Consider the following 24,436-nt stretch of genomic DNA (forward strand, 5'->3'; position numbering starts at 1 on the left):
GATGAAATACCAGACGCAAAAAGTCGCCATGCTGTATTTTTACGGCGCAATCGGGCTGTTCGTGGCGCAGATCCTGTTCGGCGTCGTCGCCGCCACGATCTACGTGCTGCCCAATACGCTTTCCGAGCTTCTGCCCTTCAACATCGTGCGCATGATCCACACCAATGCACTTGTCGTGTGGCTGTTGATGGGTTTCATGGGCTCGACCTTCTATCTTCTGCCGGAAGAAACGGAAACCGAGCTTTACAGCCCGAAACTCGCCATCGCGCAGTTCTGGATCTTCCTGGTGGCCGCCGCGGTTGCCGTGGTCGGATATATGTTCCGCATCCACGAAGGCCGCGAATTCCTCGAACAGCCCTTTGCGATCAAGGTCGGCATCGTGCTTGTCGTACTGATGTTCCTGTTCAACATCACCATGACGGCGCTGAAGGGCCGCAAGACCACCGTTATCAACATCCTGCTCTTCGGCCTCTGGGGTCTGGCGATCTTCTTCCTCTTCGCCTTCTACAACCCCATGAACCTGGCGCTCGACAAGATGTACTGGTGGTACGTCATCCATCTGTGGGTGGAAGGCGTGTGGGAACTGATCATGGCCTCGATCCTCGCCTTCCTGATGATCAAGCTCAACGGCATCGACCGCGAAGTGGTGGAAAAATGGCTCTATGTCATCGTCGGCCTTGCCCTCTTCTCGGGCATTCTCGGCACCGGCCACCACTATTACTGGATCGGCGCACCGGGTTACTGGCAGTGGATCGGTTCGCTGTTCTCGACGCTGGAAGTGGCCCCCTTCTTCACCATGGTCATCTTCACCTTCGTCATGACCTGGAAGGCCGGCCGCAAGCATGAGAACCGCGCAGCGCTTCTGTGGTCGATCGGCTGCTCGGTCATGGCCTTCTTCGGCGCCGGCGTCTGGGGTTTCCTGCACACGCTGTCTTCGGTGAACTATTACAGCCACGGCACGCAGCTCACTGCCGCCCACGGGCACCTCGCCTTCTTCGGCGCCTATGCGATGCTGAACCTTGCCATGATGGCCTATGCCATACCGGAAATGAAGAAACGCGCGCCGTATAATCAGTGGCTTTCGATGACGAGCTTCTGGGTCATGTGCACGGCCATGTCGGTCATGACCTTCGCGCTGACCTTTGCCGGCGTGGTGCAGATCCAGCTTCAGCGCGTCATGGGCGAAAGCTTCATGGATGTGCAGGACCAGCTGGCGATCTTCTACTGGATCCGCCTCGGCTCCGGTTTCGCAGTTCTCATTTCGGCAATCATGTTCATCTGGGCAGTTCTGGTGCCGGGCAAGCAGAAACAGGGCGACGTCGCCCGCCTCGTGCAGCCCGCCGAATGAGAAACGGACCGGCTCTCCTTTTCCCCCGGAGAGCCGGTCCTTACCATCAACCATGGAGATGACCATGAATACGATTTTCCGCCCCGCGCCGCACCCTTTGCCGGACGCGCCGTTCTACACACCGCTCGGCAATGAATGCACACTGTTCGAAAGCGCCTGGGTGCGGCAATTGCCGCTGCTGCTGAAAGGCCCGACCGGTTGCGGCAAGACCCGTTTCGTCAGCCATATGGCAGCGAAACTCGGCCTGCCGCTTTCCACCGTTTCATGCCACGACGATCTTGCCGCCGCTGATCTGACCGGCCGTTACCTGCTGAAAGGCGGCGAAACCGTGTGGATGGATGGTCCGCTGACACGATCCGTGCGCCAGGGCGGCATATGTTACCTCGATGAGATTGTGGAAGCGCGCAAGGATGTGGCCGTTGTGCTGCATCCCCTCACCGACGACCGTCGCATCCTGCCGCTGGAGCGCACCGGCGAGGTTCTGGAAGCGCCCTCCGGCTTCATGCTCGTCGTGTCCTATAATCCCGGCTATCAGAACCTTTTAAAGAGCCTGAAACCCAGCACCCGCCAGCGCTTCGTCGCCATTGAATTCGATTTTTTGCCGAAGGAGCAGGAGATTGCCGTCGTTTCGCATGAAAGCGGGCTGGATGCGCGCGATGTCGAGCCGCTCGTCGATCTCGCCCACCGGCTGCGCGGCCTGAAAGGCCACGATCTGGAAGAAGGCGTCTCCACCCGCCTGCTCGTTTATTGCGCCAGCCTCATCGATACCGGCCTTCCCGCCCGTCAGGCCGTGCGCGCGGCGATGATCGAACCGCTGACCGACGAGCCGGATGTGAAGGCAGCGCTGCACGAAGTCGCGGATGCGGTCATCCGATAGGCGTTTTTATATCCATACCGGGTTGTGCGGTTGCCCCGCGCATTCCGGTCCGATGCCATGAGGATAAACCATGCTGGACTTTCTGGAACTGGAAGAAACCGTCGGCCGCGCCTGGCACAGGCTGATCGGCGAAACCGGCACATGGCTGCGCTTCCCGGATCATGCCGTGAAGCTGGAAGACATGCAGGCCGTGCTGGCCATATGTTTCCGCGGTTTTGGCGGTGAACACGCGGTGCAGATCGCCCCGGCGCGCGCCCGCACCTCCACACACCGGCTGAGGCTTCGCCAGCGCATGGGTCTCGGCGAAGAAAAGCTTGCCCAGCCCGGCCGCGATCATGCCACGCTGATGCTGCCCCCGGTGCTCGATCTGTTTCCCGACCCGCGCCTCAACCGCGATCTTTATCTCTGGCTCGCTGCCGCCATGGCGATGATGCCACTTGAACCAGTCATGGCCGCCGACCCGTTGCGCAACGATCTTGCCCGGCTCAACCGCGCCGCGGAACTGGCCGAGACCGTAACCCGTACTTTTCCCGGCATGAAGACCCGCTATCGCCGGCTTTGCGCCGCCATGCTCGCGGTGCGGCAGAAGCGGCCGCTGCCGCAGGCGGAACAGCAGGTGGAACAGCGGGTGCTTTCCATGCTGGCCGATGCAGCAGGGATTGAAGGCTATCCGCCGCCCGTCGGTCTTCTAGCCAAAGCGCCGCCGCGTTATCTGCCGATGCTGCCTGTTCCGCTCTGGCCGGACACGCTGCTGCGCGAAACATCCGAGGCCAGGCAAAGCGAAGACCAGCCGGCGGTGAGCGCAGCACCACAGGGGGCGGAAGCGGCCCGTCATATCGCCGTGCGCGAAAAGACAGAGAACCGCCAGACCGAACGCAGCCCCTTCATCCTCAACCGTTTCGAAAAAATCCTAGCCATGGCGGAGATGGTCAATGTCGACCGTCCCGGGGACGACAGCGACGATGCCGATGGCAGTGCAGCCGACGAGCTGGATGACATGACGCTGGGTGAACGAAAAGGGCGGCCTTCCGCCCGCTTCCGCTTCGATCTGGACCTGCCGCCCGAAGCACTGAACCATACCCCGCTGACGGCGGAGCTCACCTATCCGGAATGGGATTATCGCAGCGGCACCTATCTCACCCACCATTGCCGGGTGATCGCCGGACCGGCGAAGGATGCCGAAACGGCACCGGAACCCGACCCAGACACCAAAAGCCTCATCCGCCGGGTCAGGCGGCAATTCGAGGTGCTGCGGCCACGCCACGAGATGCTGCGCGCCCAGCTTGACGGCAACGATCTCGATCTTGACGCCGTGGTGCGCGCCAGAAGCGATATCGCCGCCGGAGGACAGGGCAGCGACCGCATCCATATGGCTAGTCGCCCGCAGGCGCATGATCTCGCCGTAACGATCCTCGTTGACGTATCGCTTTCGACCGATGCCTGGTTCGACAATCGCCGGGTTCTCGATGTGGAAAAGGAAGCGCTGCTGGTGCTTGCGCACGGGCTTTCCGCCTGTGGTGACAGTCACTCCATCCTGACCTTCACCTCCCGCCGCCGTTCCTGGGTTCGGGTGGAAACGGTGAAGGATTTCGAGGAGCCAATGGGCCACGCTGTCGAGCGGCGCATCGCGGCGCTGAAACCCGGTTTCTACACCCGCATCGGCCCCGCCATCCGCCACGCTAGCGCCAAGCTGCATGAGAGGCCGGAGCGCCGCAAGCTGCTTCTGCTGCTGACGGACGGGAAGCCGAACGATGTCGACCATTATGAGGGCCGCTTCGCCATCGAGGACAGCCGCCGCGCGGTCTCCGAAGCGCGACGCTCTGGCGTCGCCGTCTTCGGCGTGACTGTCGACAGCAAGGCGCAATCCTATATTCCGGCCATGTTCGGCCAGAACGGTTATGCCATCGTCAGCAGGATCGCCAAGCTGCCATCGGCGCTGCCGGCAATCTATCGCAGCCTTGCCGGCTGATTGTCGCGCAGACGGACCTGACGAATCTCAGGTTTGTTTGCGCGGCGACAATGTCTCCCAACGGCACGGCGGATAGGTTTTTCCAGTCCGCCGGCCGGCCGCACCGCCGGACATCATTCCATCCGCGGCCGTGGAGCCAGCCTATGTCCGAAGCCCAAACCGCAACCAATATCGATGTGCGCATCATTCCGCATCGCGAACGTCATCCGCGCATTTTCGGTGCGCTCGGCGCGTTGACCGAGGGGCAATCGCTGCAGATCACCAGCGATCACGACCCCCGTCCGCTGCTTTACCAGCTGGCCACCAATTTTCCCGGCCAGTTCGGCTGGGAATATCTCGAACAGGGCCCGGAAGTCTGGCGCCTCGATATCGGCCGCCTGGAAGAACAGGCCGAAGGTTCCGAAGACGATATGTCCGGCTGCGAATGCTGCTGCGGATCCGAACATTGACCCCTGCCCCGGCCCTGTGGTGAAAAGACCTCTGGCGGCCGGCCCTTGCCGCCGCCAGCCGACAGATGAGGTTATGCAATGACGGAAATGATCAGGGAACTCGATGTCCGGCCGCTTTTGCTGAGCGGCGGCGAGCCCTTTCCGGCCATCATGGAAGCCGTGGCCGGGCTTGCTCCCGGTGAGGCGCTGCGATTATACGCCACCTTCCGGCCCGTTCCGCTGTTCAAGGTGATGGCAGAGCGCGGTTTCGACCATCAGGTGAGGGAAATCGGCGGCGGCGACTGGGAAGTGCTGTTCACACCGCAATCCACTGAAGCGGAGCAGATTTCCGTGTCGCCGGCGCTTGCGGGCAATGCCGAGGAGCCGCAGATATGGCCCGATCCGGTCATCTATCTCGATCTCAGCGACGAAACGGCCGAAGGCCAGGCGAGCCGCACGCTTACAGCACTCGACCGCCTTCCGCCCGGCGCCGTGATCTTCGTGCTGATGCCGCAGGAGCCGACCTTTCTTTACCCGGAGCTTCTGGCACGGGGTCATCAATGGGCCGGCAATTTCGACGAGGCGCGCACGGCGTTTCGCATCTTCATCCGCGCCGGTGCCGGCGCGCATTAAGCCGGATACAAATCTCTCGATAACGAAACGCCCCGGAAATTGCTTCCGGGGCGTTTCGTTTTTTTTGGCCTCATCGCAACAAAGCAATCTAGGCTTTCAGCGGTTTGCGCTCGCGCATCAGGATCGCCCCATATTCAACGCAGAAGAGACCGAAACCCACGATCCAGAAGAGCGCCGAGCAAGCGTAGAGATGCATCATCGCGCCGGGGAAGAACTCGGCTGCCGGTCTCAGCAGCGCGCAGGCGATCAGCGCGACATAAGCGGCGATGGTGACCCTGCTGGCCGCGAGCTTGCGCCCGGTATGGCCAAGGCTCGCTCTTGTCATCACCGCAAGCATCATGCAGCCGATGACGCCCACGGTGAAGACATGCAGGACGGAACGCGTGTCCATGACGTCAAGAGCCGCCAGCGCCATGGTAATGAAACCGGCGGGAATGAAGGCATAGGCGACATGCAGCACCACCAGCACCTGCTCTGGCCATGTCGTCCAGCCGCGCCAGCGGATAAGACGCACGGCGTGCATGAAAGCCGCCAGAAGCGCCGTTGGCACTGCCACGATGCTTTCGGGCTCTATTGTCCAGACGGCCAGCGCCGCGATACCGATGAGGATGGCTGCGGTGTCGAAACCGTTATAGGGGACTGGAAAATCCGTGCGGCCAAAACGGTTCAGCCAGTTGCGGGTAAAACTCGGCACAATGCGGCCGCCGACGATGATGACAAGCACGGTGTAGGCCGAGACCGCGAGGCGGGTCGCCATCTGGCTATGATCGCCCCCAATCGCTGCAACGTGGAATACGATGTTGGCGACGGAAAGCGCCAGCAGCCCGCCCAGCACTTTGAGGTCCTTCCATTTGCGCCCGGCAATGACCTCACGCGCGCAGATCGCCAGAAGCGCCGGCAGGAAAAGCCCGTCCACGGCTGCGGCGGTGACCACGCCCACCTGGTCCGGCACAAGCAGGAAAAGCCGGCCGGCGCACCAGAGCGCAAACAGCCACACCAGCGGTTTGCCCGATACCGGCAGCCGCCCCGTCCAGTTCGGCACAGCGGTCAGAAGAAAGCCCGCCAGCACTGCCGAAGCGAAACCGAACAGCATCTCATGGGCATGCCAGTTCGGTGCGCCATAATCCCCGCCGAGGTCGATGAAGCCGGAAAGGGCTGCGATCCACAACACCATCGCCACGATGGCCCAGAGGGCGCCGCCGAGGAAAAACGGCCGGAAGCCGTAAGAAAAGATAACCGGGCCGGTGCGCGCCAGCCCTCTTGGAATGCCGCCCTTTGGCCGGCTGCGCCCTTGGGTGAGAACGGTTTCGCTGCCACTCATTCTAATGCTCCTTGCTTGGTCTTGACATATGTCTAGACCCAAGCCCGTCCGGCTTCTTTGCGAACAGGCAAAGAGGCGGTGCGACGCTTCCTCACCGGCCTTCAGCCGCCTGCCAAAATGTCGCAGGGTGCCGAAAGCGAAGTTTGCTCCATCTCAAATTGTATTTCCGCCCCTCCGCTACAAATGCCGTGACAGAGCGAAACATGCTCTGCCCCAAGAGGGATAGGAGAAGAATGATGACGGAAACCTTCCACATCACACGGCGTAATATTCTCGCAGGCGCAGCATTTGCAGGGGCTATAGCTCCCGTCATCATGCCATCGGCAGCGAGCGCGGCAGAGGAAAAGAAGGCCGCAGCCAAGCCATTGACGAGCGCGGAGATTGCAGCGCTACCTCGCGTAAAGGTTGATCTCGTCAAACCGCCCTTCGTGCACGCCCACACGCAGAAAGCCGAAGGTGGACCGAAGATCGTCGAGTTCACGCTCACGATCAAAGAGCAGAAGATGATCCTCGACGACAAGGGCACCGAGGTCCACGCCATGACCTTCAACGGTTCGGTTCCCGGGCCTCTGATGGTGGTGCATCAGGACGACTATGTCGAACTGACCCTCATCAATCCCGATAGCAACGAGCTGCAGCACAATATCGATTTCCACTCGGCCACCGGCGCGCTCGGCGGCGGCGGGCTCACCATCGTCAACCCCGGTGAAAAAGCGATCCTGCGCTTCAAGGCCACCAAGGCCGGCGTCTTTGTCTATCACTGCGCACCTCCCGGCATGGTGCCCTGGCACGTCACCTCGGGCATGAATGGCGCGATCATGGTGTTGCCGCGAGAGGGCCTGACGGACGGCCACGGCAAGGAGCTTGTTTATGACAAGGTCTATTATGTCGGCGAGCAGGACTTCTACATCCCGCGCGACGAGAACGGCAATTTCAAGAAATATGAAAGCGCCGGCGACGCCATGGCCGACACGCTGGAGGTGATGCGCAAGCTGACGCCGAGCCACATCGTCTTCAACGGCGCAGTCGGCGCCCTGACCGGGGAACACGCCCTTCAGGCCGCTGTTGGCGAGAAGGTGCTGATCGTCCATTCGCAGGCGAACCGTGATACCCGCCCGCACCTCATCGGTGGCCATGGCGATTATGTCTGGGCGACGGGCAAGTTCCGCAACCCGCCGGATCTTGACCAGGAAACCTGGTTCATCCCCGGCGGCACAGCGGGCGCGGCTTTCTATACCTTCGAGCAGCCCGGCATCTATGCCTATGTCAACCACAACCTCATCGAAGCCTTCGAACTGGGCGCGGCCGCCCACTTCAAGGTGACGGGTGAATGGAACAACAACCTGATGCAGGCGGTGCTTGCCCCATCGAGCATCTGACGCAAACCGGAGCGCGCCGCGAGCAGGTGCGGCGCGCTCCCCCTTCTGCTATGCGGCCTGAAAGCAGGCCCGAACTCTGGCGTCTTCTCGACGCAGGCAGGTTCCCATGGGCATTCCCGGCAACAGCCATTTCCCAAATGCCGTCTCGCTTCTTCTCCCGCTCTCGCTTGCCACACTGCTGGCAACGGCCATCGGTTTCCAGTCCGGGATCATCCGCAGCGGCGCCGATCCACGCGCCGCCATGACGGCACCACAGGTCGTCACCGTGCCCGCCGGACATTTCACCTACCGGGCGGAGGGCGAATATTTCCGCAATGGTTATGCTGTCGATGGGCCGATGGTCGACGTGGCGATGCGGCAAAATCTGACGATCATGAAATATCAGGTGTCGAGCGCGGATTATGCACGCTGCGTGGCCGAAGGCGGCTGCCAGCAGCCGGAACCCGGCTTTGCAGCGCCGGTCGGTGGTGCGATACCGGCAACCGGCATCAGCCAGGACGACGCCCGCGCCTATGCAAAGTGGCTGAGCGAGCGGACAGGCGAGGTCTGGCGCCTGCCGAGCGATGTCGAACTTGCTTTTGCTGCCGGGTCGCTTTTCCCGGATGAGACGCTCGGTGTGGCTGCGGATAGTGAAAACCCCGCTTTGCGCTGGCTGGCCGATTACGAGCGGCAGACCAGCCGCAAGGCCTCGGGCAACCCCGTTCCGCAATCCTATGGCAGCTTCGGCGAAAACGAATATGGCCTTGCCGATTTCGGCGGCAATGTCTGGGAATGGACCTCGAGTTGCAGCCGCCGCGTGACACTCGGCAAGGATGGCGAGGTAGTCGATACCGTCGCCTCCTGCGGCATTCCCGTCGCCTCGGGAAAACACCGGGCGGCGATGAGCGCCTTCGTCAAGAACCCGAAGAGCGGCGGCTGCGCCGTCGGCGTGCCGCCGGATAATCTGGGTTTCCGGCTGGTGAGGGATACCCGCTGGTATGCGCCACTTCTCGAAAAGCTTCGCGCAACCGCTCTGTTTTCTTGATAATCGCCAATAAAAACAATCGGTTGATTCATATCATTTGATCTTCTTCAGCCCGTGATAGTGCTGTATTGTGAGGATACAGAAGAGGCCGACACCCGCGACGCCCATTACGGGAACCAGGGCGGCGGCCAATCACCGGAGAGGGTGCAAGTGAAGATTGACCGAAGCGTCATCCGGTCGCTGGCCTTGTTTGCCAAGATGGCCGACGATGAGCTGGACGGGCTGCTGACCCACGCCACATCCCGGCTGGTGCCGCCGGGCGAAGCCATTTTTGAGCAGGGCCAGCCGGCCACGCATTTTTTCCTGCTCATTCACGGCCGCCTGAAGGTGACGCAGGTGACCCATGACGGCCAGCAGATCATCGTGCGCGTGGTGCATCCCGGCGATCTCTTCGGTTTTGCCCGGGCGCTGCAAAGGTCGGATTATCCCGGCACCGCCACGACGGCTGCCGAAAGCGTGATACTCTCCTGGCAAACCGATCTATGGCCGCAATTCGTCGAACAGAACCCGCACCTCGCCGTCTCCGCCATGCAGACCATCGGCCAGCGTCTCGAGGAAGCCCATACACGTATCCGCGAAATGTCGACGCAGGAAGTGGAGCGCCGGGTGGCCCACGCCGTGCTGCGCCTTTCCCAGCAGGCGGGGCGCAAGGAGCTGGACGGTATCCGCATCGACTTTCCAATCTCGCGACAGGATATAGCCGAAATGACCGGCACGACACTGCACACCGTTTCCCGCATCCTCAGCAGTTGGGAGAGCAAGGGTCTAGTGCAGGGCGGGCGGCAGAAGCTTCTGGTCTGCAATCTGCCGGGCCTCGCGCAGCTGGCAGAGGGCGAAGTGAGCCAGGTCTAGCGCGCAGGCGCCTGACCTTCGCCAGGAGTTTTACTTCCACCGCGTAGCCGTGCTGCTCTCACTCAGCGGGCTTCGAAGCGGCGCTTTCGATATAGGCGATGAGATTGTCCAGATCTTCCGGCTTGCTGATGCCGGCCAGCGCCATCTTGTTGCCGGGTATTTTCTTTTTCGGCGCGCTCAGGAAATCCCGCAATTCTTCCGGTGTCCAGACAAGGCCGTCCTCGCCCGCTTTTTTCATCGCAGCCGAATAAGTATAGTCAGGCACGCCGCCCGCTGCACGGCTAATGATACCGTTAAGCTGCGGGCCGACCCTGTTTTTCGCGCCCTCGCCGATGGCGTGGCAGGCGGAACAGCGCTTGAACACCGCCTCCCCCTTGGCAACATCGCCCTCAGAAAGAGCGGGAACGGTGCTTGCGGTCAGCATAGCCGCCGCGATGATTACTGTCTTGCGCATCGTGTCATCCTTGTCTTGCCGCTTGAGTGTGGCCCGTCTGCAAATGCGGACGGGCCAACGGTTCTCTCTTCAGGTCGTGCCCCAGGCGGGCGTGCCCTTCTTGTAGGGAACGCGATCTTCGAAACCGCCGGGAATTTCGTCGTAGACGAGAACTTCCGTGGCCCCGATCTTCGAGGTGAAGAAGCCGAGCAGCGTCAGTTGCTTGACCAGCGTGAAGGCGTGAGGCTTTGCCGGCGTCTGTTCCGCCTTGGCCTGCTTGTCCAGCGCGGCAAGCAGCGCCTGCCGCTGTTCCGGCGTCAGCTCCAGAAAGGCCTTCTTGTGTTCGGCCTGACTACGCTTTTCGATGTCGGAAATCGCCGAAAGGAAAAGTGTCCGCTGTTCGTCGGTATAGCAATCGGCCGCATAGACGGCCATGAATGCTCCCACTTCAGCATCCTTGGCGCCCGGCGTGGAGGTGCGGGGAATGATGGTTTCCGCCACCTCGTCCAGAAAGCGGATTTCCTCCGGGGTGAAGACGTGGGTAGCGCCGGCGGGCTTGGCGGCGTTTTCGGCAGCCGTGAGGACATCCGCGCCGATCAGCGGAAGGCCGGTGGCAATGGCTATCAGTTTCAGCAGTTCGCGTCTGTTCATCACAGGTTCCCCTTCTTGCGTTCGGAAACGGCAAAATCGGCGGCACGCGCCGTCAGCGCCATATAGGTCAGAGACGGGTTGACGCAGGAGGCCGAAGTCATGCAGGCGCCGTCGGTGACAAAGACGTTCTGTGCATCCCAGACCTGGTTGTTGCCGTTGAGGACGGAGGTTTTCGGGTCGCGGCCCATGCGGGCCGTTCCCATTTCGTGAATGCCCATGCCGGGGGCGTAACTGCCCCGCGAGGGCTTGACGTTCTTGATGCCGACCGCCTCGAACATTTCGACGGCGTCATTGACCATGTCTTCGCGCATGTCGAGTTCGTTCTGCTTCATCTCGACATTCATGGAGAGGACCGGCAGGCCCCATTTGTCCTTCTTGTCATGATCGAGCTTCACGCGGTTGTCGTGATAGGGAAGCATTTCACCGAAGGCGGTCATGCCGATGATCCAGCCACCCGGATCGGTCAGGGCCTCCTTGTAGTCGGCGCCGATATTGAGTTCGGCGATCTCCCGTTCCCAGCGCGAGCGGCTGGCGGAGCCCTGATACCCGAAACCGCGCAGATATTTACGCTTGTCGTCACCGGTATTGCGGAAACGTGGAATGTAGAAGCCCGCCGGACGGCGGCCCTTGAAATAGAAATCCTCGAAACCTTCCACCTGACCGGTGGCGCCCATGCGGAAATGGTGGTCCATCACGTTATGGCCGAGCTCGCCGGAGCTGCTGCCGAGACCGCCCTCCCAGACATCGGTGGCCGAGTTCATCAGCACCCATGTCGAATTCAGCGTCGAGGCGTTGAGGAAGATGATGTCGGCGGTGTATTCGTAGGTCAGGTTGGTTTCAGCATCGATGATCTCGACGCCCCGCGCCTTCTTCTTGTCCTTGTCGTAAAGGATTTCCTTGACGATGGAGAAAGGCCTGAGCGTCAGATTGCCGGTGGCGACCGCCGCAGGCAGGGTGGATGCCTGCGTGCTGAAATAGCCGCCGAAGGGACAGCCCAACCGACATTTGTTGCGGAACTGACAGCGCGTGCGCTCCTGATCGGGAAGTTCCTGGGTGATGTTGGCGCAGCGCGAATTGATGAGGTGGCGCGTGCCCTTGAACGCCTTCTTCAGCCGGCTGGCCACATCCTGCTCCACGAAATTGAGCGGAATGGGCGGCAGGAATTCGCCATCAGGGAGAATATCCAGCCCTTCGCGGCTGCCGGAAATGCCTGCGAAGCGCTCGACATAGTCATACCAGGGAGAGACGTCCTCATAGCGGATTGGCCAATCAACGGCGATGCCTTCTTTCGCATTGGCCTCGAAATCGGTCTGCGACCAGCGATAGGTCTGGCGGCCCCAGAGCAGCGAGCGGCCGCCGACATGGTAACCACGGAACCAGTCGAAGCGCTTTTCCTCGACATAGGGCGTTTCCTGCTCATCGGCCCACATGCCGAGCGTCGCCTCTTCCAGCAGGTAGTCGCGGCTGAGAACGGGGTATTTCGCCTTCATCTCCTGCGTGGCGCGGTTGCGATGGGGGTAATCCCAGGCTTCCTTGTCGGCATTCTGATAGTCGGTGATGTGCTCGATATTCCGGCCGCGCTCCAGCATCAGGACCTTCAGGCCCTTTTGCGTAAGTTCCTTTGCGGCCCAGCCTCCACTGATGCCCGAGCCGACAACAATCGCATCATAATGATTGTTTGCCATGATAACTCCTCCGATGTGAGCTTGGAAAAAACGACAAGACAAAGCGCTTCCCGTCGCGGCGCGGCGGAAAATGGTCATGCGTCTGTCGAACCTCATGCTCCCCGCCGAAACCGGCCGCCGGGGAGCGGTTCTGGTTTTTACTTGCAGTGTTTACTGAATGGTCGGCAGGTGCTCATTGAGGAACGCGTTGCCCTTGGTCACGACGGCTTCAGCATCGAGCGGAAGATCGTGTTCAAGGATGAACCATTTTGCGCCGGCATGTTTGGCCGCCGGCAGGATCGTTTTCCAGTCGAGAACGCCGGTGCCGAGTGTGGCGAAGCCGCGCTCGTTTTCCGCCGTGCCGGCCGGTGCATTGTCCTTGGCGTGGATGGCGAAAACCTTGCCCTTCAACGTGCCGAGGAATTCAGCCGGATCATTACCGCTGCGCGCCACCCAGGCGACGTCGACTTCGGCCTGCAGCTTCGGGCCCGCCGCGTCGAGCAAAAGCTCAAGCGCCGTCTTGCCATCGAATTTGACCATCTCGAAGTCGTGGTTGTGATAGGCCATGGAGAGGCCTGCTGCGGAAAGCTTGTCCGCGTAACCGCCAAGCTCCTTGCCGAAGGCGGTCCAGCCGGCGGCGTCCTTCGGGCGGTCTTCCGGCTTCAGGAACGGCACGGTAACGACCGGGTTGCCGACGGCCTTCTGCTCGGTGATGACCGCATCGAGATTGCCGCGCAGCTTGTCGATCGGCACATGCGAGGAAATGACCTTGATCTTGTGCTTTTCCAGCAATGTGTTCAGTTCGCCGGCGCTGACCTTCTGCATGTCCACCGTTTCAACGGCGGAGACGCCGGCGCGGTTGAGAATGGCAAGCTGTTCTTCCAGCGTTCCGGAATTGCGCAGCGTGTACATCTGCGCCGCAATCGGCAGCACCTTGCTGTCATCGGCAAAAACCGGATTTGCGAAACCGGCCGCCAGTCCAACCACGAATGCCATGCCAGCGAATTTTGACTTGAACGTTTTCAAACGCGTAACTCCCTTTCCGTTTGATCAATGTGACGACACGCGTGCCCTCGCCTTTCCCGGCCGTCTGGCCGGGTCATGCCGGGCACCGCCTCCTGTGCCCTGCGTCGTCCGTGCCCGATATTGGGCGAGCTAGATGTCGATCCCGACCCAGGACGAGGTCCGACTGGACCGGACGGCCGCATCGATGAATGCGAGACCCGCAAGGCCGTCCTCTATGCCGGGATAAATCACATCCCCGGCGGCCGTTTTTCCCTCCCTCTTTGCAATGATTGCATCTGCGGCTTCGCGGTAGATCGTCGCAAAACCCTCGAGATATCCTTCCGGGTGCCCCGATGGCACACGGCTGACGCGGTTGGCGGCATCGCCTGCACCCGCGCCATTGCGGGTGATCAGCCGCTTCGGCTCGCCATAAGGCGTGAACCACAACTCATCCGGCACCCGGTGGTGCCATTCAAGCCCGCCCTTGTCGCCATAGACCCGGAGCGACAGGGCGTTTTCGTTGCCAACCGCGATCTGGCTCGCCCAGAGCATGCCTTTTGCGCCGCTTGAATAACGAAGCAGAATATTGGCGCTGTCATCCAGCTGTCGGCCCGGAACGAACGACGTCAGATCGGCATAAAGGCTTGTCGGGATTTCACCCGTCACAAAGGCAGCAGCGTTGAAGGCATGGGTTCCGATATCGCCGATTGCCCCGCCAGCGCCGGAACGGCTGGGGTCCGTGCGCCATTCCGCTCCCTTTGCGCCGGTCTTTTCAACGGCTTCGGTCAGCCAGTCCTGCGCATATTCAGCCTGGACATGGCGCAGCTTGCCGATGTCGCCACGCGCCACCATTTCCCGCATCTGCCGCAGCATCGCGTAGCCGGTGTAATTATGCGTCAGGATGAACAGGCTGTCGGATGCCCTGACGATCTCGGCCAGTGCCTTCGCTTCCTCCAGCGTCGCGGTAACCGGCTTGTCGCAGATGACGTGGATACCGGCGTCGAGAAATGCCTTGGACGGGGCGAAATGCAGATGGTTCGGCGTGACGATAGCGACCGCCTCGATGCCGTCCTCCCGACCAGCCTCGGCCGCCGCCATGTCCTCGAATGAAGCATAGGACCGCTCCGGCGCAATGCCGAGCAGGGTCGCCGAAGCGGCAGCACGTGCCGGGTCGGAGGAAAGCGCACCGGCCACCAGCTCGTAACGGTCATCCAGCCGGGCCGCGATGCGGTGCACCGCCCCGATGAAAGCGCCCTGACCACCACCGACCATGCCGAGACGGATGCGGCGACTATCGAATTTTGCTATCGTGGAGGACATGAAGTTTCCTTTCAGAGACCGAGAAGGCGACGATTGGCGGCATCGTCGACACCGCTTTTGGCGAAATCGTCGAAAGCCCGTTCGGTCACGCGTATGATATGGTTTTCAATGAAGCCGGCACCTTCGCGCGCGCCGTCTTCCGGGTGCTTCAACGCACATTCCCACTCCATCACCGCCCAGCCGTCGAAGTCATATTGGGTGAGCTTGGAAAACACCGCGCCGAAATCGACATGCCCATCGCCCAGCGAACGGAAACGTCCCGGCCGGTCGACCCAGCCTTGATAACCGCCATAAACGCCGGAACGGCCGGTCGGATTGAATTCGGCGTCCTTGACGTGAAAGGCGCGGATACGCTCGTGGTAGATGTCGATGAAATCGAGATAATCCATCGCCTGAAGGACGAAGTGGGAGGGATCATAGAGGATGTTGGCGCGCGGGTGATTGCCGGTAGCCTCGAGGAAACGCTCGAAGGTGATACCGTCATGCAGATCTTCGCCCGGATGCAGTTCGTAGCAGAGATCGATGCCATTCTCCTCGAAGGCATCGAGAATAGGGGTCCAGCGTTTGCCCAGCTCCGCAAATGCCAGTTCAACGAGGCCCGCCGGGCGCTGCGGCCATGGGTAAACGAAGGGCCAGGCGAGCGCGCCGGAGAAGGTGGCGTGGCTTTTGAGGCCGAGATGCTGCGAGGCTTTCGCCGCGTATTTCAGCTGGTTGACCGCCCATTCCTGCCGCGCGTGCGGTTTTCCGCGCAGTTCGGCCGGCGCAAAACCGTCGAACATTTCATCATAAACGGGATGAACGGCGACGAGCTGGCCCTGAATATGGGTCGAAAGCTCGGTGATCTCGATACCCATTTCCGCCAGACGGCCCTTGATATCGTCGCAATAGGTCTTGGATGCAGCGGCTTTCTCGAGATCGAAGAGTCTGGGATCGGTCGGCACCTGAATGCCCTTGTAACCCAGCGAAGCCGCCCATTGGCCGAGATTGTCGAGCGTGTCGAAAGGGGCCTCGTCTCCGGCAAATTGCGCGAGGAAAATCGCCGGGCCTTTGATCGTCTTCATGTCCTTACACTCCTTGCATTCACAGTCTGGCCGCTATCGATGCGGCGGGCGGCAGGGCGCGACCGAGCCGCGCACCACCAGTTCCGTATCCAGCACGATGGTTTCAGCCGTGCGTTTGCCGTTTAGCCGGTCCACCATCAGCGCCATGGCCTTGCGGCCCATCTCCTGGCGAGGCTGGCGCACCGTCGTCAGCGGCGGCTCAAACGCATTGGCGAAAATGATGTCATCGAAGCCGATGACGGAGACATCGGCCGGAACCGAAACGCCACGCGCGCGCAATTCGCTGATCGCACCAATCGCCATCTGGTCGCTCGATGCGAAAATCGCGGTGAAGGCAATGCCGCCTTCGAGAAGGCTGCCAATCGCCTGACGGCCGGCCTCGATGCTGTAATCGCCCGTCACCACCAGTTCGTCGGCATAAGCGATGCCGGCTTCGGCAAGTGCCGCGCGATAACCATCGAAACGCTCCTGCGCCAGACTTTCCGGAACCGGACCGGCCAGATGCACGATCCTTTGATGTCCAGCGTCGATGAGGTGGCACATGGCGTTTTTGGAGGCGGCGCGGTTGTCCACCTTGACGGTCGGCAGAGCGAGGCCGGGCACCGTTTCCGACGCGATCACGATCGGCGGCAGCGCATCGCCCTGTTCGAGAAGCTCGGCGGGAAACTGGCCGGTCATCAGGATCAGGCCGTCGGCATGTTTCTGGCGCACCATGTCGATATGGGTCGCCACGCGGTTCTCATCGTTGCGGGCGTCGCCCATCAGCACCTTGTAGCCCGCTTCGCCCGCCGCTTCCTCAACGCCCTTGTAGATTTCGAGATAAAACGGGTTACCGATATCGCGAACGAGAAGGATGACGGTGTTGTTGGACTGACGCCGGAAGCTCGCCGCCTGCGCATTGGGAACGAAGTTCGCTTGCCGGACGGCGTCGAAAACCTTCTTTCGGGTTTCCGGGCGAACCTTGTCGGGTTGCTGCAGCGCCCGCGATACGGTCGCGATGGAAACGCCCGCGAGAGCTGCCACTTCCCTGATATTCGAACCTTGGTCTTTGCTCATCTGTCACACACGCAACTGCTTTTGGCGGCCATAAAGCAGCATCAGCGCTAGCAACGTGACACCGAATATGATCTGCCGTGCCCATACATCGAGGTTGAGCGTTATCAGTACGCTTTGCAGAATGGTGAGCGCAACAGCCCCGGCCATGGTTCCGACATATCCGCCCGCACCGCCGGCAAGCGAAGTGCCGCCGATGACGACCGCGATGATCGACGGAAGCACATATTGGTCACCGACGGAGATGAAGGACGTGCCGGTGTAACCGATGACGCACACCCCGGTCAGCCCGGCAAACAGGCCGGAAAGCCCATAAAGCAGCGTGCGGATCAGGGACACCGGCAATCCGGTGAGCGTCGCCGCCCGCTCATTGGAGCCGATGGCGTAGATGGCGAAACCGAAGGCCGTGCGGCGCAGGACGAACAGCATGATCGCTGCAATGCCGAGCCAGACGAAAAGCACGCCGGGAATGCCGAAAATGAGCGGCCGGTTGATGAAGCCCGCCAGCAGGGGTGCGGCCGCACCTGATGGAACGCCCTGCGAATAAACGACCAGCCCACCCTGAATAACCGCCGTCATGCCAAGCGTCATAACCAACGGCGGAATGCGCACGAAAGTGATGCCGAGGCCGTTGATGAGGCCGATCAGGAAGGGAATGCCGCCGGCAACGAGAATGGCAAGCGGAATGCCCGCATTCTGGCCGTTCATCATATTGCCGGCAAGGACGGCGCCCAGCGAGATCATCGAGCCGACGGAAAGGTCGATACCTTCACGGCCGCCGAGGATGACGAGATTCTGGCCCGCCGCGACAATGCCGAGAATGGCGGCAATCGTCAGCAGCCGTACGATCTGCGAGCCCTGTGCGAAGCCGGGCGACAACAATTCCCCGACCAGCAGCAGGAAGACCGATGCGCCAATGGCGATAGTCAGGGGATCGGTGAGGAGGGTTTTGATTTGCAAGCCGGGATTGGTCATATCAACGCCTCGTCACCAGAACACCGCCGGCCAGCGCCGTCAGCACGATCAAACCCTGCACCAGTGTCTGGTACTCGAAGGGCAGGCCCGCAAAGAAAATCACATTGCCGATCATGCCGAGCACCAGCGCGCCGGCAATCGACCCTGTCGAGCTGCCGAAACCGCCCGAAAGTGCGGTGCCGCCCAGAACCACGGCCGAGATGGAAGACAACGCCAGACTTGCACCGAGCAGCGGATCGCCCGAGGCCGTCTCCCCCGTCAGGCACAGCGCTGCCAGCGCCGAGAACAGGCCGGAGATCATGTATGCGCCGATGCGGATACCCGAAAGGCGCAAACCCGTCTGGAAGGCTCCGGTTCGATTGCCGCCAACGGCCAACAGGTGCGTATGAAATGGAATGCGCGACACGATGAGGGTGAAGGCAATGCCCCCAATCAGCACCCACAGCACGAAGGGCAAGCCGATGAAGCTGCCGGAATAGGTCTGCCAATAGGCTTCCGGCACCGGAAGGCCCGCCTGCGGCAGCACCCAGATCGCCAGCCCGGCGAAGATGATGCCGGTGGCGAAGGTGGTGACGATTGGCTGGAAGCGCAGGCCGGATATGAAGAGGCCATTGACCAGCCCACAAAGCAACCCGACAGCCGCACCCGCCGCCATGCCGGCGAAGACAGCGCCCGTCGTGCCGCCGAGTGCTGCGATGACACTGACGGTGACGACATTGGCAAGCGCCACGATACTACCAACCGACAGATCGATATCGCCCGCCAGAATGACATAGGTCTGGCCAATGGCGACCAGGATCAGCGGCAGAAACGTCGTCAGGTTCGATTGCAGCACGGAGGGCTGAACGAAGGAGGGTTGCAGAAACGTGTTCACGGCGATGAGAAGCGCCAGTACGACGAGGGTGATGACCCATGGCTGCCTGCGCAGAAAACCGGAGGCGCTCATGCGGCATCTCCATAGGCGGCGCGGGTCATGTTTACGGATGTCATGTCGGCTCCGGTCAGTTCCGCAGAAATGCGTCCACCGTTGAACACAAGAATGCGGTCGGCATATTCGAGGATTTCCGCATCCTCCGAGGAATAAAGAAGGATGGTCGCGCCGGCATCGGCCTGTTGCCGCATCAGGGCGAAGAGATCGGCCTTCGCGCCAAGATCGATGCCCTTGGTCGGATCGTCGAGCAAAAGCAGTTTCGGTGCGGTGGCGAGCCAGCGGGAGATGAAAATTTTCTGCTGGTTGCCGCCCGAAAGCGTGCCGATCGGCATATCGAGGCCGGCGAACTTCGTCTTCATGTCGTCCGCGACCTTCTGCACGCGCGGCTTCAGCGTCGCGGGACGGACCAGCCGCATCTTCTCGCGCACCATCAGCGCCGCGACGAGATTTTCGAAGATCGACCGGCCCTGAAGGGAAGCGTCACGGCCACGGTCACCGGAAACATAGGCAAAACCACTATGAACCGCCTGCGAAGGTTTGCCGATGGTGATTTCACGACCCTCAAACCGGATTTGGCCGGCAGCAAATGGGTTGGCACCGAAAAGCCCCTTCAGCAAGGCCGACTGGCCCTGACCCTGCAGGCCGGCCAGACCGACGATTTCGCCCGGATAGGCTTCGAGAGTGACACCGCGAACGCCCTCACCCGCAACATCCGTAAGCTTCAGGCTCGGCGCAGCAGCCGAACGCCCGTTTTGACGGGCAGGAGCGGCCCGAACATCGCCGACCATGTCATGGACGACGGCCTCACGGGTGGTGGCTGCCGTATCGAGTTCGGAAATCGTCGCGCCGTTGCGCATGACGGTGATGCGGTCGCAGACGGCGAAAACCTCGTCGAGACGATGGGAAATCATGATGGTGGAGATACCATCCGCCTTCTTCGCCCGGAGTATCTCGAAAAAACGCTGGGACTGGCGGCCATCGAGCGCCGCCGTCGCCTCGTCCATGATCATCAGGCTGGCATTCTGCGCGAAGACCTTGAGGATTTCGACAAGCTGGCGCTGATCGGGCGGCAGATTGCCGACGATTGCATCGGGCTCCAGCCCTTCGCCTGCCACGCCGTCAAACAGCGCGATCAGTCTCGCCGCTTCGGCCTTCAGGGCTTTGCCGTCGACAAAGATGCCGCGTTTCGGCTCACGGCCGAGGAAAATATTGTCGGCGACCGAAAGCTGCGGAACGAGGCTGAGTTCCTGATAAAACAGCGCAATACCGGCATTTTCGGCGTCTCGCGGGCTTTTGAAGCGCACGTCTTCGCCATTGAACCTGATTGCGCCGCTGGTCGGCGCGACCGCGCCCGCAACGATCTTGCAGAGCGTGCTCTTGCCGCAGCCATTGGCGCCCAGAAGCGCGTGAATTTCACCGCGACCAACCGTCAGCCTGCCGTCGGAAAGCGCGCGTACCGCGCCAAAATTCTTCGTTATGCCGGCCGCTTCCAAAGCGTTCGCCATCGCATGTCCCCGAATAATGCTTGTCACAGGCGGATGGCCAAGGCCCGGTCCGCACTCGAAATTGTGGTTCGGGCCGGCGTTCGCCGCCGACCCGAAACGGCTCTTACTTGAAGAACTCGCCAGCCTGCTCCGGCGTCACGGTCGCCGTGACGGACCAGTAGCCCGGCTTGCCATCGGCAGCCTTGATGTTGTCGGCAAGGTTGTCATTGCTGACGAAGGGGATCGGAATATAGATGGCGTTACCATAGGTGCCGCCGAAAATGCCGTCCTTGAATTCCTTGCCCTGCAGCTTCAGGACCGCGACGTTGAGCGCGCTGGCCATGACGCCCGGAGGATTGACCGAAGCGCCGGAATTGAACTTTTCCTTTTCCCAGCGGGTCATGAAGTCCTTGCGGATTTCACCGGTCGCAGCAATGTCCTTGGTCTTGCCGGCGGCTTCGATGGCGCGCCATGCGCCGTCCGCCATGCCGTCCTGCACCCACACACCGCTGATATCGGGATAGGTGGCGAGCAGGTTCTGCATGGCCTGCTGGCCCTGCGCCTGATCCCAGCTCGCATTGGCTTCGTTCAGCACCTTGATGTCAGGGTATTTCTTGAACACTTCGCGATAACCGGCAACGCGGGCTTCGTTGGCGGGGTTGCCGGCGATGCCGTTGATGGCGACGACGCTTCCCTTGCCCTTCAGCGCATCCGCAAGCCATTGCGCGGATTGCGCCGCCCATGCCTTCTGGTCGATGCCGACATAGATCGCATCCTTAGAGGACACTTCGGCGTCGGTGGCGATAACGAGAATGTTGCGCGCCTTGGCCTGCGCGAAGATCGGATCGAAGGCCGTCGGGCTGCCCGGATTGATGAGGATAGCATCCACGCCCTGGTTCATGAAATTGCGGATATGGCCGATCTGTCCCTGCACATCGACATTACCGCTCTGAACGACAACCTCAACTTTGACGCCCTTTTCGCCCCACGCTTTGGCGGCAGCCTGAGCCTCTTCGATCATCTGCGTGCGCCATTCGCTGCCGACGAAAGAATTGGAAAGACCGATCTTGAAGCTCTGCTCCTGGGCATGTGCCGACGTGCCCGCAGCCAGCACCATCGCGGCAGCAGCCATCAAATGTCTAAACATGAAATTTGCTCCTCCAAGCACGGTTTTTAACTAATGAAACCGTTTACATCGGCGAATGTAACCGTTTTCATAAATGAGTCAATCCCGAGAGTGATTTTTATCGAAGGGCGTGGAACGGCGGCGGATGAACAGGTCCGACCGGCGGAAAAGGCTTGAAAAATCGCGATATGGGCCAAAACCAACGCGGCACGGAGCTTCGGAAAACGCCCTTGGCCGACAGATCACGCCGGTTTTCATTTCACTGTGGACAATGGGAGGATTCCCGCTTCAAATCGCCTCGCATCAGTCATCAGGAGAACGACCAATGGAAATATTGCGCGCAGGAACACGGGCATCGGCGAAAGGCCCCGAGGCATGGTTCACGGGTCAGGTCCGCATCGATCCCCTCTTCAACCCCTTTGATGCCGAGCGGGTTCAGGGCGCTCAGGTCACCTTCGAACCCGGCGCCCGCACCGCCTGGCACACCCATCCTCTCGGCCAGACCCTGATTGTTGTCTCCGGCCTCGGACGGGCGCAGCGCGAAGGCGGCCCGGTGGAGGAAATCCGTCCCGGCGATACCGTCTGGTTCGCACCGGGCGAAAGGCACTGGCACGGGGCAGCACCCGATGTCGCCATGACCCATATTGCACTCCAGGAGGTCAAGGATGGCAAGGTGGTGGACTGGATGGAACAGGTGACGGATGACCAATATGGCGGCTGACGCGGCCGCGCCGGCCTGACATCCCTCCGGCGTCAGTCCGAAGTCTGATCCTGCGGACCGTGAGTGTTCCTCTGCCCTACACCGCGACTGCTGGAACGCTAAAAAACATCAACGGCGATATGGCCAATGACATATGCCGGTGTAAAACCCCCTCGTCCTGTCGATGGAAACCTTGGGGGTATTGAATGAATTCCGGGCGTCGTGGCGTTCTCGCATTTCTGGGCGGCCTTGTGCTGGCAAGGCCGTCTCTCGGCGCAGCATCGGGCAAGCCTGCGGCTTTTGCCGAATCCCGTTCCCAATACAAACCCCGGCATATCCTCTGTTTTCTTGGCACGAAAAATGGGCTGGCGGCGCTGCAGAAGAGCGCCCGCGCCGCCATCGATGATTTTGCGCCCGATTTCAGTCTCGACGAGGATTATTCACAGGATGAGGCGGACGACCGGATGGAACGTTCGTTCAATGTCTGCTGGGATCGCGTCGACCCTAATACCTACCAGCCGGAGGATGAGGAAGCCGTCGCCGCGCACGGCTCGGTTCTTTATGTGCTCAGCCCATCCATGGATGCCGACACAGCTGTGAAGACATCCGCAAACGCCCTCAGATTCGTACAGCACATGCTCGATCACGGCGCTGTCGCCGTGAAGGGTGAAAGTGCGGGCGTCGCCCATGGCGCAAGGCGCTGGAAGCAGCTTTACGAGCAGTCGCGTGGCGAGGCGGCGGCCGATGACGGGATGGCGCTTGCCAGAACCTGTCGTCTGGCTTTCGCACGCCGCCCCATAGGAGACGATGCCGAAGGCATGACGAGCGTTGGGTTTCACCTGATCGGCCTGCCCGATGTGCAGATACGCTTCACCAAAAAAGACCAAGACCAGCCATCTACGAACGCCGAACAGCTGAAGATAGCCGCCTTGATAGACGATATCGCCGAGCAAATGGCGCGTGAAGGCGTTGAAGCCACACTGAAGGGCCGTGGCGCCTCCCTCTCAGACGACACACGGTATGAGGAAGACGAATATAAATTCAATCCTTTCGGCGTCGTGAGCGTTGACGGCCTCAAGCTTTAATGCCCCCTGCTGTCTTATGGGGCGGGATCGCTCTCACCGGCCACCAGAAGCATGGGCCACACACAATGGCGAGCCTGATCGGGGTAAAAGGGCGCGTAGGCCGGCATGGTCGATAGCAGCGTCTGGGCCACCGTCACGCCGAGATCATGCAGGGACATGCGGAAACTGGTCAGCCGAGGTTCCAGAAACTGGCCGCGCGGGCCATCGCGGAAGCCGATGACGGCGAGATCGCGCCCCGGTTTCAGCCCCACTTCCGCAAGCCGGCGATAAAGCCCGACCGCCATCAATTCGTAGATCAGCACGATCGCCGTTGGCCGGGGCCGCATCTGCAGCCACTCGCTGGCGGCGTGATAACCACCCTGCTCGCTCGATTTCGCGCGGATGACCAGCGAGGAATCGTAGACGATGCCATTGTCTTCCAGCGCGCGCCTGTATCCTTCGAGAAAAACGTAACCGAGATTGATATCGCTGTCTGGCACCGCCACCGCAATCGAACGATGCCCGGCAGCGGCAAGGCGATCGACCGCGTTTTTCGCGACGCCCTCGAAATCGAGGTCTATCCAGGCGTGAGTGTCGCTGGAAGCGGTCCGTCCGAGCGCCACGAAAGGCAGCCGGGTCTGCTTCAGGAAATCCACACGTTTGTCTATCCGCCGCGTCGCGGAAATGATCATCGCATCCACCATGCGGCGCGCCACCATGCGCTTCAGATATTCATCCGGATCCTCTTCCCCCGGACAGGGCAGAACGATGAGATCGAGATTATGCCCGGAAAACACGCTTTGCAGACCGTCGGTCACACCGAGGAAGAAGTTGTCGGAGTTCTCCACGGTCTGCGCATCGCTGCCGGTCATGAGGCCGATGACATTGGTGGTTCCCTGCCTGAGGCTACGGCCGGACTGGTTGGCGACATAACCCAGCTTTTCCGCCGCTTCCAGAACACGCCGCCGCGTTTCTTCGTTCACATCCGGCTTACCGTTCAGGGCACGGGAAACAGTGCCTATCGATATCTCCAGATAATCGGCAAGCTGACGAATTCCTTTCATGCACTCCCCTCCCAGGCCCGGCGCGCAATAGACGCGCCCCTTAACGGTCTTGACATATCTAACATCATCGGCAT

The 24,436-nt window shown here is 61.1% G+C and carries 23 protein-coding genes; 10 read left to right on the forward strand and 13 right to left on the reverse strand.

Going from position 1 to position 24,436, the window contains the following annotated elements:
* Position 1 precedes the first annotated feature (1 nt).
* From RAC79_RS20075 to RAC79_RS20095, 5 genes are all read left to right on the forward strand, one after another.
* Positions 2-1,348 carry a cbb3-type cytochrome c oxidase subunit I gene (locus RAC79_RS20075; protein WP_374997459.1) on the forward strand — a complete coding sequence of 449 codons (1,347 nt, stop codon included), beginning with the start codon at positions 2-4 and terminating at the stop codon, positions 1,346-1,348.
* A 64-nt stretch (positions 1,349-1,412) separates the two neighbouring features.
* On the forward strand, positions 1,413-2,225 hold the full coding sequence (locus RAC79_RS20080; RefSeq protein WP_080858202.1) for a MoxR family ATPase: 813 nt from the start codon (positions 1,413-1,415) through the stop codon (positions 2,223-2,225).
* A 70-nt stretch (positions 2,226-2,295) separates the two neighbouring features.
* Positions 2,296-4,194 (forward strand): nitric oxide reductase activation protein NorD, encoded by a 1,899-nt coding sequence (locus tag RAC79_RS20085; protein ID WP_374997460.1) that lies wholly within the window; start codon positions 2,296-2,298, stop codon positions 4,192-4,194.
* Positions 4,195-4,337: 143 nt separating this feature from the next.
* Positions 4,338-4,643 (forward strand): DUF2249 domain-containing protein, encoded by a 306-nt coding sequence (locus RAC79_RS20090; protein WP_035257647.1) that lies wholly within the window; start codon positions 4,338-4,340, stop codon positions 4,641-4,643.
* 78 nt (positions 4,644-4,721) lie between these two features.
* Complete coding sequence (locus tag RAC79_RS20095; protein ID WP_078053287.1) at positions 4,722-5,255, forward strand: DUF2249 domain-containing protein; 534 nt, start codon at positions 4,722-4,724, stop codon at positions 5,253-5,255.
* A gap of 88 nt (positions 5,256-5,343) precedes the next feature.
* Here the strand turns inward: RAC79_RS20095 and RAC79_RS20100 are convergent, their stop codons facing one another.
* Positions 5,344-6,576, reverse strand: a complete 1,233-nt coding sequence (locus RAC79_RS20100; protein ID WP_374997461.1) for an NnrS family protein — start codon at positions 6,574-6,576, stop codon at positions 5,344-5,346.
* 236 nt (positions 6,577-6,812) lie between these two features.
* On the opposite strand from RAC79_RS20100, the gene nirK reads away from it, so the two are divergent.
* From nirK to RAC79_RS20115, 3 genes are all read left to right on the forward strand, one after another.
* Positions 6,813-7,955, forward strand: coding sequence for a copper-containing nitrite reductase (nirK, locus tag RAC79_RS20105; RefSeq protein WP_065655301.1), 1,143 nt, complete (start codon positions 6,813-6,815; stop codon positions 7,953-7,955).
* Between the two features lie 106 nt (positions 7,956-8,061).
* Positions 8,062-8,979 carry an SUMF1/EgtB/PvdO family nonheme iron enzyme gene (locus RAC79_RS20110; RefSeq protein ID WP_374997462.1) on the forward strand — a complete coding sequence of 306 codons (918 nt, stop codon included), beginning with the start codon at positions 8,062-8,064 and terminating at the stop codon, positions 8,977-8,979.
* Positions 8,980-9,129: 150 nt separating this feature from the next.
* Positions 9,130-9,831, forward strand: a complete 702-nt coding sequence (locus tag RAC79_RS20115; protein ID WP_078053290.1) for a Crp/Fnr family transcriptional regulator — start codon at positions 9,130-9,132, stop codon at positions 9,829-9,831.
* Positions 9,832-9,889: 58 nt separating this feature from the next.
* On the opposite strand, the gene RAC79_RS20120 is transcribed toward RAC79_RS20115, so the two are convergent.
* From RAC79_RS20120 to RAC79_RS20170, 11 genes are all read right to left on the reverse strand, one after another.
* The gene (locus tag RAC79_RS20120) at positions 9,890-10,285 is read right to left on the reverse strand and encodes a c-type cytochrome (protein ID WP_374997463.1); all 396 of its coding nucleotides are present in this window, start codon (positions 10,283-10,285) and stop codon (positions 9,890-9,892) included.
* A 69-nt stretch (positions 10,286-10,354) separates the two neighbouring features.
* Positions 10,355-10,915: a gluconate 2-dehydrogenase subunit 3 family protein gene (locus tag RAC79_RS20125; RefSeq protein WP_374997464.1), complete on the reverse strand. Its 561-nt coding sequence runs from the start codon at positions 10,913-10,915 to the stop codon at positions 10,355-10,357.
* Complete coding sequence (locus tag RAC79_RS20130) at positions 10,915-12,600, reverse strand: GMC oxidoreductase (protein WP_374997465.1); 1,686 nt, start codon at positions 12,598-12,600, stop codon at positions 10,915-10,917. The genes RAC79_RS20125 and RAC79_RS20130 overlap by 1 nt, the downstream gene beginning before the upstream one ends.
* A 150-nt stretch (positions 12,601-12,750) precedes the next feature.
* Positions 12,751-13,605, reverse strand: a complete 855-nt coding sequence (locus RAC79_RS20135) for a sugar phosphate isomerase/epimerase (RefSeq protein ID WP_162934222.1) — start codon at positions 13,603-13,605, stop codon at positions 12,751-12,753.
* Between the two features lie 129 nt (positions 13,606-13,734).
* Positions 13,735-14,904: a Gfo/Idh/MocA family protein gene (locus tag RAC79_RS20140; RefSeq protein WP_374997466.1), complete on the reverse strand. Its 1,170-nt coding sequence runs from the start codon at positions 14,902-14,904 to the stop codon at positions 13,735-13,737.
* Positions 14,905-14,915: 11 nt separating this feature from the next.
* Positions 14,916-15,965: a sugar phosphate isomerase/epimerase family protein gene (locus RAC79_RS20145; protein ID WP_374997467.1), complete on the reverse strand. Its 1,050-nt coding sequence runs from the start codon at positions 15,963-15,965 to the stop codon at positions 14,916-14,918.
* 33 nt (positions 15,966-15,998) lie between these two features.
* Positions 15,999-17,021 (reverse strand): LacI family DNA-binding transcriptional regulator, encoded by a 1,023-nt coding sequence (locus RAC79_RS20150; RefSeq protein ID WP_374997468.1) that lies wholly within the window; start codon positions 17,019-17,021, stop codon positions 15,999-16,001.
* Positions 17,022-17,024: 3 nt separating this feature from the next.
* Complete coding sequence (locus RAC79_RS20155) at positions 17,025-17,993, reverse strand: ABC transporter permease (protein WP_374997469.1); 969 nt, start codon at positions 17,991-17,993, stop codon at positions 17,025-17,027.
* Between the two features lies 1 nt (position 17,994).
* Positions 17,995-18,939, reverse strand: coding sequence for an ABC transporter permease (locus tag RAC79_RS20160; protein WP_046800969.1), 945 nt, complete (start codon positions 18,937-18,939; stop codon positions 17,995-17,997).
* Entirely contained in the window at positions 18,936-20,429 is a 1,494-nt protein-coding gene (locus tag RAC79_RS20165) for a sugar ABC transporter ATP-binding protein (RefSeq protein ID WP_374997470.1), read from the reverse strand. Before RAC79_RS20165 ends, RAC79_RS20160 begins: the two co-directional genes overlap by 4 nt.
* Before the next feature lie 103 nt (positions 20,430-20,532).
* Positions 20,533-21,555: a substrate-binding domain-containing protein gene (locus RAC79_RS20170; protein WP_078053299.1), complete on the reverse strand. Its 1,023-nt coding sequence runs from the start codon at positions 21,553-21,555 to the stop codon at positions 20,533-20,535.
* 304 nt (positions 21,556-21,859) lie between these two features.
* Between RAC79_RS20170 and RAC79_RS20175 the strand changes: the two genes are divergently transcribed.
* Together RAC79_RS20175 and RAC79_RS20180 are read left to right on the forward strand one after the other, a co-directional pair.
* Entirely contained in the window at positions 21,860-22,255 is a 396-nt protein-coding gene (locus RAC79_RS20175) for a cupin domain-containing protein (protein ID WP_078053300.1), read from the forward strand.
* Between the two features lie 185 nt (positions 22,256-22,440).
* Entirely contained in the window at positions 22,441-23,319 is an 879-nt protein-coding gene (locus tag RAC79_RS20180; protein ID WP_374997471.1) for a hypothetical protein, read from the forward strand.
* 14 nt (positions 23,320-23,333) lie between these two features.
* Here the strand turns inward: RAC79_RS20180 and RAC79_RS20185 are convergent, their stop codons facing one another.
* On the reverse strand, positions 23,334-24,362 hold the full coding sequence (locus RAC79_RS20185) for a LacI family DNA-binding transcriptional regulator (RefSeq protein ID WP_174037532.1): 1,029 nt from the start codon (positions 24,360-24,362) through the stop codon (positions 23,334-23,336).
* Between the last annotated feature and the right edge of the window lie 74 nt (positions 24,363-24,436).

The organism is Agrobacterium sp. LR_9, from assembly GCF_041954855.1.
Lineage (GTDB): Bacteria > Pseudomonadota > Alphaproteobacteria > Rhizobiales > Rhizobiaceae > Agrobacterium > Agrobacterium leguminum.

What these genes read in the sequence shown, in the direction of transcription:
- RAC79_RS20075 (WP_374997459.1), top strand. Translation starts at nt 2, where the DNA reads ATGAAATACCAGACGCAAAAAGTCGCCATGCTGTATTTTTACGGCGCA.
- RAC79_RS20080 (WP_080858202.1), top strand. Translation starts at nt 1,413, where the DNA reads ATGAATACGATTTTCCGCCCCGCGCCGCACCCTTTGCCGGACGCGCCG.
- RAC79_RS20085 (WP_374997460.1), top strand. Translation starts at nt 2,296, where the DNA reads ATGCTGGACTTTCTGGAACTGGAAGAAACCGTCGGCCGCGCCTGGCAC.
- RAC79_RS20090 (WP_035257647.1), top strand. Translation starts at nt 4,338, where the DNA reads ATGTCCGAAGCCCAAACCGCAACCAATATCGATGTGCGCATCATTCCG.
- RAC79_RS20095 (WP_078053287.1), top strand. Translation starts at nt 4,722, where the DNA reads ATGACGGAAATGATCAGGGAACTCGATGTCCGGCCGCTTTTGCTGAGC.
- RAC79_RS20100 (WP_374997461.1), bottom strand. Translation starts at nt 6,576, where the DNA reads ATGAGTGGCAGCGAAACCGTTCTCACCCAAGGGCGCAGCCGGCCAAAG.
- nirK (WP_065655301.1), top strand. Translation starts at nt 6,813, where the DNA reads ATGACGGAAACCTTCCACATCACACGGCGTAATATTCTCGCAGGCGCA.
- RAC79_RS20110 (WP_374997462.1), top strand. Translation starts at nt 8,062, where the DNA reads ATGGGCATTCCCGGCAACAGCCATTTCCCAAATGCCGTCTCGCTTCTT.
- RAC79_RS20120 (WP_374997463.1), bottom strand. Translation starts at nt 10,285, where the DNA reads ATGCGCAAGACAGTAATCATCGCGGCGGCTATGCTGACCGCAAGCACC.
- RAC79_RS20125 (WP_374997464.1), bottom strand. Translation starts at nt 10,915, where the DNA reads ATGAACAGACGCGAACTGCTGAAACTGATAGCCATTGCCACCGGCCTT.
- RAC79_RS20130 (WP_374997465.1), bottom strand. Translation starts at nt 12,600, where the DNA reads ATGGCAAACAATCATTATGATGCGATTGTTGTCGGCTCGGGCATCAGT.
- RAC79_RS20140 (WP_374997466.1), bottom strand. Translation starts at nt 14,904, where the DNA reads ATGTCCTCCACGATAGCAAAATTCGATAGTCGCCGCATCCGTCTCGGC.
- RAC79_RS20145 (WP_374997467.1), bottom strand. Translation starts at nt 15,965, where the DNA reads ATGAAGACGATCAAAGGCCCGGCGATTTTCCTCGCGCAATTTGCCGGA.
- RAC79_RS20150 (WP_374997468.1), bottom strand. Translation starts at nt 17,021, where the DNA reads ATGAGCAAAGACCAAGGTTCGAATATCAGGGAAGTGGCAGCTCTCGCG.
- RAC79_RS20155 (WP_374997469.1), bottom strand. Translation starts at nt 17,993, where the DNA reads ATGACCAATCCCGGCTTGCAAATCAAAACCCTCCTCACCGATCCCCTG.
- RAC79_RS20160 (WP_046800969.1), bottom strand. Translation starts at nt 18,939, where the DNA reads ATGAGCGCCTCCGGTTTTCTGCGCAGGCAGCCATGGGTCATCACCCTC.
- RAC79_RS20165 (WP_374997470.1), bottom strand. Translation starts at nt 20,429, where the DNA reads ATGGCGAACGCTTTGGAAGCGGCCGGCATAACGAAGAATTTTGGCGCG.
- RAC79_RS20170 (WP_078053299.1), bottom strand. Translation starts at nt 21,555, where the DNA reads ATGTTTAGACATTTGATGGCTGCTGCCGCGATGGTGCTGGCTGCGGGC.
- RAC79_RS20175 (WP_078053300.1), top strand. Translation starts at nt 21,860, where the DNA reads ATGGAAATATTGCGCGCAGGAACACGGGCATCGGCGAAAGGCCCCGAG.
- RAC79_RS20180 (WP_374997471.1), top strand. Translation starts at nt 22,441, where the DNA reads ATGAATTCCGGGCGTCGTGGCGTTCTCGCATTTCTGGGCGGCCTTGTG.
- RAC79_RS20185 (WP_174037532.1), bottom strand. Translation starts at nt 24,362, where the DNA reads ATGAAAGGAATTCGTCAGCTTGCCGATTATCTGGAGATATCGATAGGC.